The following is a 9,441-nucleotide window of genomic DNA, read 5'->3' as shown; positions in this document are numbered from 1 at the left end:
GCTCGACCTCGCCTTGTTGGGCTTCGACGATGGAGCCGTCTCAACCCAACCTACCAATCCGCCCGTAGGTTGGCGCTGAGCACAGCGAAGCCCAACGGTGCCCAGGCGCGCCCCCGCCTGCGCGACAGGGCGCCACTTCATCGGGCGCTCGGTACCACTCGGAGGCCCTGGTGGCGGATGAGCGCAGCAGCAGCCATGCTGTGGCGTTACCTGGAAGGAGCGGCAATGGACGTGCAATGGTGGTACTGGCTGGTGCTGGGCGTCGGCCTGATGCTGAGCGAATTGGTGGTGCCGGCCTTTTTCCTGATCTGGTTCGGCCTGGGCGCCCTGCTGGTCGGCGTGCTGCTGCTGGTACTGCCGGCGCTGGCGCTGGCCGTGCAACTGCTGGTCTGGAGTCTGGCTTCGCTGGTGGCGGTGTTTCTCTGGTTTCGCTATGGCAAGGACCGTGGCAAGCCCGGTGAAGACTGGAGCGCCGACGTCCATCTGGGCGAGATCGGCCTGCTGGTCGCGGCGGTCGGCCCCTTCGCCCGTGGCCGCGTGCGCTTCCAGAAACCCATCCTCGGCAGCGATGAATGGCCCTGCCTGGCCGATGCCGAGATCGCGGCCGGCGAGCGGGTTCGACTGCTGGCCTTCGAAGGCAACCTGGTCAAGGTCGCCCGTCAATCCTGACGTCTTCCATCCATAGGGACAGAGTCCATGAGTGTCAGTCTTATCGTCGCCCTGCTGTTGCTGGTCTTCATCGTCGTCACCGTCGCCAAGGGCGTGCGCCTGGTGCCCCAGGGGCAGGAGTGGATCGTCGAGCGCCTCGGCAAGTACCGCACCACCCTCAAGCCCGGGCTGAATTTCCTCATCCCCTACATGGACCAGGTCAGCTACCGCCTCAGCACCAAGGACCTGATCCTAGATGTGCAGCAACAGGAGGTCATCACCCGCGACAATGCGGTGATCCTGGCCAATGCCCTGTGCTTCGCCAAGATCGTCGATCCGGCCAAGGCGGCCTATGGCGTGGAAGACTATGCCCAGGCCATCACCAGCCTGGCGATGACCTCGCTGCGCGCCATCATCGGCGAGATGGAACTGGACCAGGCGCTGTCCTCGCGAGACGAGATCAAGGCGCGGCTGAGGGTCAGCATGGCCGAGCAGACCGTGGACTGGGGCATCACCGTCAAGGCGGTGGAGGTGCAGGAGCTCAAGCCGACCCCGTCGATGCAGGCGGCGATGGAAATGCAGGCGGCCGCCGAGCGGGAGCGCAAGGCGGTGGTGACCCGGGCCGAAGGCGCCAAGCAGGCCGCCATCCTGGAGGCCGATGCCCGTCTCGAAGCCGCCAAGCGCGACGGCGTGGCCCAGGTGACCCTGGCGCAGGCCTCCGCCGCCGCCCTGAGCAAGATCTCCGAAGCCGTGGGCAGCGAACCGACGCCGGTGCTTTATCTGCTGGGCGAGCGTTATATCAATGCCATGGAAAAGCTGGCCACCAGCGACAACGCGAAGACGGTGGTCCTGCCAGCCGATATCCAGCAGACGCTGCGTGGCCTGCTGGGGACCAAATCCTAGTCCGGCAGTTGCCCCGGGCCCTGCCCTAGCCCTGCTTCGGCAGGCGCCGATAGAGCTGCTCGACCTTTTCCCGTGCCCAGGGCGTGCGGCGCAGGAAGGTCAGGCTGGATTTGATGCTGGGCTCATGGGTAAAGCAGCGCAGCGGGAGGCGCCGCCCGAGTTCTTCCCAGCCGTGATGCTCCACCAGGCGGTTGAGCAGGGCTTCGAGGGTGATGCCTTCGAGGGAGGCGCGGGGCTTGTCAGACATCGGCTGGGCTCTGGATGAGGGGAGGGCAGTGTAGCCGCTGCAACAGCGCGCTGCGCGTCGAAGCGGTCGACAGTCCAAGAAACGATGCTGTTCGATAATCGAACTATTAGTCGATTATCGGATTGTTTGCGTGGGTAGGGCTTTGTAGTCTGACTCCAGACCGCCGCACCGGGCGGCGCCGACAACAAAGACGCGAGTCGACAATCCATGGCCCAGATCCTGTCCCTGAGCGAAGCCATCCAGCGCTTCGTCCACGATGGTGAGACCGTCGCCCTCGAAGGCTTCACCCATCTCATTCCGACCGCCGCCGCCCACGAGCTGATCCGCCAGAACCGGCGCGACCTGACCCTGGTGCGCATGACCCCCGACCTGGTCTATGACATGCTGATCGGTGCCGGCTGTGCCAGGCGGCTGATCTTCTCCTGGGGTGGCAATCCCGGGGTCGGCTCCCTGCACCGGCTGCGCGACGCGGTGGAAAAGGGCTGGCCGCACCAGCTGGAGATTTCCGAGCACAGCCATGCGGCCCTGGCCAACGCCTATGTCGCCGGCGCCTCCAACCTGCCCTTCGCCGTCCTGCGCGGCTATCAGGGCTCGGACCTGGCCAAGGTCAATCCGGACATCAAGTTCATCGCCTGCCCCTTCACCGGCGAGCAGCTCGCCGCGGTGCCCAGCGTGCGCCCCGACGTCACCGTCATCCATGCGCAGAAGGCCGACCGCCAGGGCAACGTGCTGATCCAGGGCATCCTCGGCGTGCAGAAGGAAGCGGCGCTGGCCGCCCAGCGCTGCATCGTCACCGTGGAGGAGATCGTCGACGACCTCCAGGCGCCGATGAACGCCTGCGTGCTGCCGACCTGGGCGCTCAGCGCGGTCTGCGTGGTGCCGGGCGGGGCGCATCCGTCCTATGCCCACGGCTACTACGAGCGGGACAACCGTTTCTACCAGGCCTGGGACCCGATCGCTCGCGATCGCGACACCTTCACCCAGTGGATCGACACCTACATCCGCGGTACCGCGGACTTCGCCGCCTTCCAGGCGAAGCTGGCTGCGGAGGCCTGACTCATGAGCGACTTCACCACCAATGAAATGATGACCGTGGCCGCCGCACGCCGCCTCGGCAATGGCAGCGTCTGCTTCGTCGGCATCGGCCTGCCGTCCACCGCCGCCAATCTGGCACGCCTGACCCATGCGCCGGACGTGGTGCTGATCTACGAATCCGGCCCCATCGGTGCCAAGCCCTCGGTGCTGCCGCTGTCCATCGGCGACGGCGAACTGGCCGAGACCGCCGACACCGTGGTGCCCACCGGCGAGATCTTCCGCTACTGGCTGCAAGGCGGCCGCATCGACGTCGGCTTTCTGGGCGCGGCCCAGGTCGACCGCTTCGGCAACATCAACACCACGGTGATCGGCGACTACCACCAGCCCAAGGTGCGCCTGCCGGGTGCCGGCGGCGCGCCGGAGATCGCCGGCTCGGCCAGGGAGGTGCTGATCATCCTCAAGCAGTCGCACCGCAGCTTTGTCGACAAGCTGGCCTTCATCACCTCGGTGGGCTTCGGCGAGGGTGGCGATCATCGCCAGCAGCTGGGTCTGCCGGGCAAGGGGCCGACAGCCATCATCACCGACCTCTGCATCATGGAGCCGGAAGCCGGCACCCACGAATTCGTGGTGACCGCCCTGCATCCCGGGGTGACCCGCGAACAGGTGGTGGCCGCCACCGGCTGGGCCATCCGTTTCGCCGACCAGGTCGCCACCAGCGCGGCGCCGACGGCGACCGAACTCGCGGCCCTGCGTGATCTGCAGGCCCGGACCAATGCCGCCCACGGCGGCCAGAAAGGAGCTGAGGAATGAGTCGCCCCGTCTATATCTGCGACGCCATTCGGACCCCCATCGGCCGGCTCAACGGCGGACTTTCCGCGGTGCGCGCCGATGACCTGGCGGCCATTCCGCTCAAGGCGCTGCAGGAGCGCAATCCCCAGGTGGACTGGACGGCGGTGGACGAGGTGTTCATGGGCTGTGCCAACCAGGCCGGGGAAGACAACCGCAACGTGGCGCGCATGGCGGTCTTGCTGTCGGGACTACCAGAAACGGTGCCGGGCGTGACCCTCAATCGCCTCTGCGCTTCGGGCATGGAGGCGGTGGGCCAGGCCTATCGCGCCATCGCCCTCGGCGAGATGGACCTGGTGATCGCCGCCGGAGTGGAATCCATGACCCGCGCGCCCTATGTGATGGGCAAGGCCGACAGCGCCTTCGGTCGCGGCCAGAAGCTGGAAGACACCACCCTGGGCTGGCGCTTCGTCAATCCGGCGATGAAGGAGGCCTATGGCGTCGACAGCATGCCGGTCACCGGCGACAACGTCGCCGCCGACTATGGCGTCAGCCGCGCCGACCAGGACGCCTTCGGCCTGCGCAGCCAGCAGCGCGCCGCGGCGGCCCAGGAATCCGGCTACTACGCCGAGGAAATCGTCCCGGTGACGATCAAGGGCAAGAAGGGCGACCTGGTGGTGGCGCAGGACGAGCATCCGCGTCCGGACACCACCGCCGAAGGCCTGGCCAAGCTCAAGCCGGTCAACGGCCCGGACCGGACCGTGACCGCCGGCAACGCCTCGGGCCTCAACGACGGCGCTTCGGCGATCATCCTGGCCTCGGCGGAAGCGGTGCAGAAGCACGGCCTCACGCCCCGCGCCCGGGTACTGGGCATGGCCAGCGGCGGAGTGGCGCCGCGCATCATGGGCGTCGGTCCGACCCCGGCGGTGCGCAAGCTGCTGCAGCAACTGGACCTGTCCATCGAGGCCTTCGACGTCATCGAGCTCAATGAAGCCTTCGCCGCCCAGGGCATCGCCGTCCTGCGCGAACTGGGCGTGGCCGACGACAGCCCCAAGGTCAATCCCAACGGCGGCGCCATCGCCCTGGGTCATCCCCTGGGCATGAGCGGCAACCGCCTGGTGCTCACCGCGGTGCACCACCTGCAGAAGACCGGCGGCCGTCTGGGTCTCGCCACCATGTGCGTAGGCGTCGGCCAGGGGTTGGCGCTGGCGGTGGAGCGGGTGGACGGGGTCTGAGGCTTTGGCGCTGAGGCAAATCGCGGCCAGGCGGTCCGCCGATGCGGCCGCTCCTACAAGAGCTCGATGTACCTGTAGGAGCGGCCCATGGCCGCGATAAGCCTCTCATTGCAGAGCGGCTAGGCCGGAAAATCGTCCCGCTTTCACTTCCTCCATGCCCATACCCCCTGTAACCGCGTGTGTCTCTCCTGGTCCGATGGCGGTAGGCTGTCCCCCGTCCATCCATACCTATAATTAAGGATCTCCATGAGCACTCACCCGCATTACAGCTTCGAGGAGCGCAAGAAGCGCATCTTCGCCATCGTCGGCGCCTCGTCCGGCAACCTGGTGGAATGGTTCGACTTCTACGTCTACGCCTTCTGTTCCATCTACTTCGCCGCCGCCTTCTTCCCCAAGAGCGATCCCACCGTGCAGCTGCTGAGCACCGCCGGCGTCTTTGCCGCGGGCTTCCTGATGCGGCCCCTGGGCGGCTGGATCTTCGGGCGCGTCGCCGACAAGTACGGGCGGCGCACCTCCATGGTCATCTCCATCCTGATGATGGGCGCCGGCTCCCTGGCCATCGCCTGCCTGCCCACCTATGCCAGCATCGGCGTCGCGGCGCCGGCCCTGCTGCTGCTCGCGCGCCTGCTGCAGGGCATCTCGGTGGGTGGTGAATACGGCACCACCGCCACCTACATGAGCGAGGTGGCCCTGCGTGGCCAGCGCGGCTTCTTCGCCTCCTTCCAGTACGTCACCCTGATCGGCGGCCAACTGCTGGCGGTGCTGGTGGTGGTGATCCTGCAGCAGGTCCTGAGCGATGCCGACCTGCGTGCCTGGGGCTGGCGGATTCCCTTCCTGGTCGGCGCCGCCGCGGCCGTGGTCTCGCTGTTCCTGCGTCGCTCGCTGGAAGAGACCACCACCGCCGAGACCCGCGCCAACAAGGAGGCCGGTACCCTCAGCGGCCTGTTCAAGCATCACAAGGCGGCCTTCTTCACCGTGCTCGGCTACACCGCCGGCGGCTCGCTGATCTTCTATACCTTCACCACCTACATGCAGAAGTACCTGGTCAACACCAGCGGCATGGACGCCAAGACCGCCAGCGCCGTGATGACCTGTGCCCTGCTGGTGTTCATGCTCATGCAGCCGCTGTTCGGCATGCTATCCGACCGCATCGGTCGGCGCGCCTCCATGCTGCTGTTCGGCGGCCTGGGTACGGTCTGCACCTGGCCGATCCTCACCGCGCTGGCCAGCGTCCAGAGTCCCTTCGTGGCCTTCCTGCTGATCTGCCTGGCCATGGCCATCATCAGCCTCTACACCTCCATCAGCGGCCTGGTGAAGGCGGAGATGTTCCCGCCGGAAGTGCGCGCCCTGGGCGTGGGCCTGTCCTATGCGGTGGCCAATGCCATCTTTGGCGGTTCGGCGGAATTCGTCGCCCTGAGCTTCAAGACCCAGGGGCATGAAGAAGTCTTCTACATCTATGTCTCGGTAATGCTGGCGGTGGCCTTCCTGGTCAGCCTCCGGCTACCGCGGCAAGCCACCTACCTGCATCACGACCACTAGGAGCAACCAACAAAACTACTGCGCGTTCGCCATGCGGGCGCGTGCAGTGCTCGGAATCCTCATGTACCACTCGCCCACTCGTGCGCGAGCCCGGTCCGATTCCTGCGCGCCGCGCGCACCCGCCTGACAACCGCTCGCTACGCTTTGTTGGCTGCTCCGCCACTTGAGGAAGATCCATGTCCAACCTGCTATTCGACGCCTACTTCACCAGCGCCGCCATGCGCGCGGTGTTTTGTGACCACGGCCGACTGCAGGGCATGTTGGACTTCGAAGCGGCCCTGGCGCGCGCCGAGGCGGCGGTGGGGGTGATCCCGCAGACGGCGGTGGCGCCCATCGCCGCCGCCTGCCGCGCCGAGCGCTATGACGCGGCCGAGCTGGCCCGGGCCGTGGTCAGCGCCGGCAACTCCGCCATTCCGCTGGTCAAGGCGCTGGGCCGGCAGATCGCCGCCCAGGATCCGGACGCCGAGCGCCATGTGCATCGTGGCGCCACCAGCCAGGACGCCATGGACAGCGGCCTGGTGCTGCAGATCCGCCAGGCGCTGGACCTGCTGGACGCCGACCTGGCGCGACTGGCCGAGGCCCTGGCCATCCAGGCCGAGCGTCATGCCGGTACCGTGCTGGCCGGCCGCACCTGGCTGCAACACGCCACGCCCGTGACCCTCGGTATGAAACTGGCCGGGGTGCTGGGCGCCATCACCCGGCACCGCCAGCGCCTGGCCGAACTGCGGCCGCGGGTGCTGGTGCTGCAATTCGGCGGCGCCTCGGGCAGCCTGGCCGCCCTCGGCGATCAGGCCCTGCCGGTGGCCGAGGCCCTGGCCCGGGAGCTGGCGCTGAGCCTGCCGGAGCAACCCTGGCACACCCAGCGCGATCGCCTGGTCGAGGTTGGCGCCTGGCTCGGCCTGGTAGCCGGCAGCCTGGGCAAGCTGGGGCGTGATCTGTCGCTGCTGATGCAGACCGAAGCCGCCGAGGTCTTCGAGCCCTCGGCGCCGGGCAAGGGGGGCTCTTCCACCATGCCGCACAAGCGCAATCCGGTGGGCGCCGCGGTGCTGATCGCCGCCGCCACCCGCGCGCCGGGTCTGGTCAGCACCCTGTTTTCCGCCATGCCTCAGGAGCACGAGCGCAGCCTGGGGCTCTGGCACGCCGAGTGGGAAACCCTGCCGGAGCTGTTCTGCCTGGTCTCCGGCGCCCTGCAGCAAGCCCAGGCCATCGTCGCCGGGCTGGAGGTCGACGCCGCGCGCATGCAGGCCAACCTGGCATTGACCCACGGCCTGGTGCTGGCCGAGGCGGTCAGCATCGCCCTCGCCGGACGGCTGGGGCGCGAAGCCGCTCACCACCTGGTGGAGCAGAGCTGCAAGCGCGCCGTCCAGGAAGGGCGTCACCTGCGCCAGGTACTGGGCGATACGCCGGAAGTGACCGCCGAACTCTACAGCGCCGAGTTGGATCGCCTGCTGGACCCCGCCCATTACCAGGGTCAGGCCCGCGCCTGGGTGACCCGCGCCCTGGCCGAACACCGCACCCTGCCTACCCATCCCTAGACCAGAGGACTGCCTGATGCCCTGCGTACGTCTCGCCGATGGCGACCTGAACTACCAACTGGAGGGCCCCGCGGGCGCCCCCGTGCTGATCCTGTCCAACTCCCTGGGCACCCACCTGGCCATGTGGGACGACCAGGCCGCCGCCTTCAGCGAGCGCTTTCGCCTGCTGCGCTACGACACCCGCGGCCATGGCGCCTCCCTGGTGACGCCCGGTCCCTATCGCATGGATCAGAACGGTCGCGACGTCCTGGCCCTGGCCGACGCCCTGGGCATCGACCAATTCGCCTTCTGCGGCCTGTCCATGGGCGGCTCCATCGGCCAGTGGCTGGGCATCAACGCCCCCGAGCGGATCACCCGCCTGGTGCTGTGCAACACCGCCGCCAAGATCGGCACCCCCGAGGTGTGGAATACCCGCATCCAGACCGTCGAAGCCGGCGGCGAGCAGGCCATGCGCGACCTGCGCGACGCCTCCATCGGCCGCTGGTTCACCCCTGATTTCGCCAGCGCCGAGCCGGATCGGGTCGACCGCATCGTCGCCATGCTCGCCGGCACCTCGCCCCAGGGCTACGCCGCCAACTGCGCAGCGGTGCGCGACGCCGACTTCCGCGAGGTACTGGACGCCATCCGCGCCCCGACGCTGATCGTCGCCGGCAGCCACGACGCCGTGACCACCCCGGCCGACGGCCGCTTCCTGCAGGAGCGCATCCCGGGCGCCGAGTACGTCGAGTTTCCCGCCGCCCACCTGTCCAACGTGCAGATGGGCGCTGCCTTTACCCAGCGCGTGCTGGCCTTTCTGAGCGCCTGAAGGAGTCGATCTTGGACGAAAGAGAACGTTATGAAGCCGGCATGCAGGTCCGTCGCGCGGTGCTGGGCGACGCCCACGTCGATCGCAGCCTGGAAAAGCTGACCCCCTTCAACGAAGAATTCCAGGAGATGATCACCCGCCACGCCTGGGGCGACATCTGGACCCGCCCGGGTCTGCCGCGACATACCCGCAGCCTGATCACCATCGCCATGCTGATCGGCATGAATCGCGAAGGCGAATTGCGCCTGCACCTGCGTGCCGCCCGCAGCAACGGGGTGACACGGGAGGAGCTCAAGGAGCTGATCATGCAGAGCGCCATCTACTGCGGCATCCCGGCGGCCAATGCCACCTTCCATCTGGCGGAGGCGGTGTGGGATGAGTTGGGGGTGGAGTCGCTGGAGGGGTGAGTTTTCCCCCTTGGGCCCCTTGGATGACGCCCGCCGGATTGGATTTGGTGGGCGTTTTTTTTTGGGAGGGGAGGAGATTGGATTTTGTTGCCTAAGCTGATCATCGCGATTTGTTGAAGATCCTTGTTTCGCCTGGCCGGCGACTTACTTTTCTTTGCTTGTGCAAAGAAAAGTAAGCAAAAGAAAGCACACCCCGACAGTTCGGCCCTCCGCTTCGCTCCGGGTGCCCTCGCTCCGGTGCCGCTCCGGGGCACGGCACGAAGGGGCCTCCTGCCCCTCGCGCCTTGCTCGGCGTCCTGCC

The 9,441-nt window shown here is 67.5% G+C and carries 10 protein-coding genes and 1 other RNA gene; 10 read left to right on the top strand and 1 reads right to left on the bottom strand.

The genetic code is table 11. The features are described from left to right. The first annotated feature begins 225 nt into the window (after positions 1–225). Entirely contained in the window at positions 226–669 is a 444-nt protein-coding gene (locus tag GSQ95_RS24175) for an NfeD family protein (protein ID WP_158891696.1), read from the top strand. A 27-nt stretch (positions 670–696) separates the two neighbouring features. Next, positions 697–1,551: an SPFH domain-containing protein gene (locus GSQ95_RS24170; protein WP_158891698.1), complete on the top strand. Its 855-nt coding sequence runs from the start codon at positions 697–699 to the stop codon at positions 1,549–1,551. 25 nt (positions 1,552–1,576) lie between these two features. Here the strand turns inward: GSQ95_RS24170 and GSQ95_RS24165 are convergent, their stop codons facing one another. Further along, positions 1,577–1,798, bottom strand: a complete 222-nt coding sequence (locus GSQ95_RS24165; RefSeq protein WP_158891700.1) for a VF530 family DNA-binding protein — start codon at positions 1,796–1,798, stop codon at positions 1,577–1,579. 207 nt (positions 1,799–2,005) lie between these two features. Between GSQ95_RS24165 and GSQ95_RS24160 the strand changes: the two genes are divergently transcribed. The 8 genes from GSQ95_RS24160 to pcaC all read left to right on the top strand — a co-directional run bounded on the left by GSQ95_RS24160 (position 2,006) and on the right by pcaC (position 9,140). Next, a complete protein-coding gene (locus GSQ95_RS24160; protein WP_158891702.1) occupies positions 2,006–2,854 on the top strand; it encodes a CoA transferase subunit A in 849 nt (282 codons plus the stop codon). Positions 2,855–2,857: 3 nt separating this feature from the next. Further along, positions 2,858–3,643, top strand: a complete 786-nt coding sequence (locus tag GSQ95_RS24155; protein WP_158891704.1) for a CoA-transferase subunit beta — start codon at positions 2,858–2,860, stop codon at positions 3,641–3,643. Next, positions 3,640–4,854: a 3-oxoadipyl-CoA thiolase gene (gene pcaF, locus GSQ95_RS24150; protein ID WP_158891706.1), complete on the top strand. Its 1,215-nt coding sequence runs from the start codon at positions 3,640–3,642 to the stop codon at positions 4,852–4,854. Before GSQ95_RS24155 ends, pcaF begins: the two co-directional genes overlap by 4 nt. A 246-nt stretch (positions 4,855–5,100) precedes the next feature. Beyond that, positions 5,101–6,393 carry an MFS family transporter gene (locus GSQ95_RS24145; protein ID WP_158891708.1) on the top strand — a complete coding sequence of 431 codons (1,293 nt, stop codon included), beginning with the start codon at positions 5,101–5,103 and terminating at the stop codon, positions 6,391–6,393. Positions 6,394–6,454: 61 nt separating this feature from the next. Continuing rightward, positions 6,455–6,546: non-coding RNA, sX9 sRNA (locus GSQ95_RS24140), on the top strand. Between the two features lie 23 nt (positions 6,547–6,569). Next, positions 6,570–7,928: a 3-carboxy-cis,cis-muconate cycloisomerase gene (locus GSQ95_RS24135; RefSeq protein ID WP_158891710.1), complete on the top strand. Its 1,359-nt coding sequence runs from the start codon at positions 6,570–6,572 to the stop codon at positions 7,926–7,928. Between the two features lie 16 nt (positions 7,929–7,944). Continuing rightward, positions 7,945–8,733 (top strand): 3-oxoadipate enol-lactonase, encoded by a 789-nt coding sequence (gene pcaD / locus GSQ95_RS24130; protein ID WP_158891712.1) that lies wholly within the window; start codon positions 7,945–7,947, stop codon positions 8,731–8,733. Between the two features lie 11 nt (positions 8,734–8,744). Next, positions 8,745–9,140, top strand: coding sequence for a 4-carboxymuconolactone decarboxylase (pcaC, locus tag GSQ95_RS24125; RefSeq protein WP_093257243.1), 396 nt, complete (start codon positions 8,745–8,747; stop codon positions 9,138–9,140). Positions 9,141–9,441: the final 301 nt, after the last annotated feature.

This window comes from Pseudomonas sp. BAV 4579, assembly GCF_009765395.1.
Lineage (GTDB): Bacteria > Pseudomonadota > Gammaproteobacteria > Pseudomonadales > Pseudomonadaceae > Chryseomonas > Chryseomonas aestiva.
This window is presented reverse-complemented; position numbering and strand designations above follow the sequence as displayed.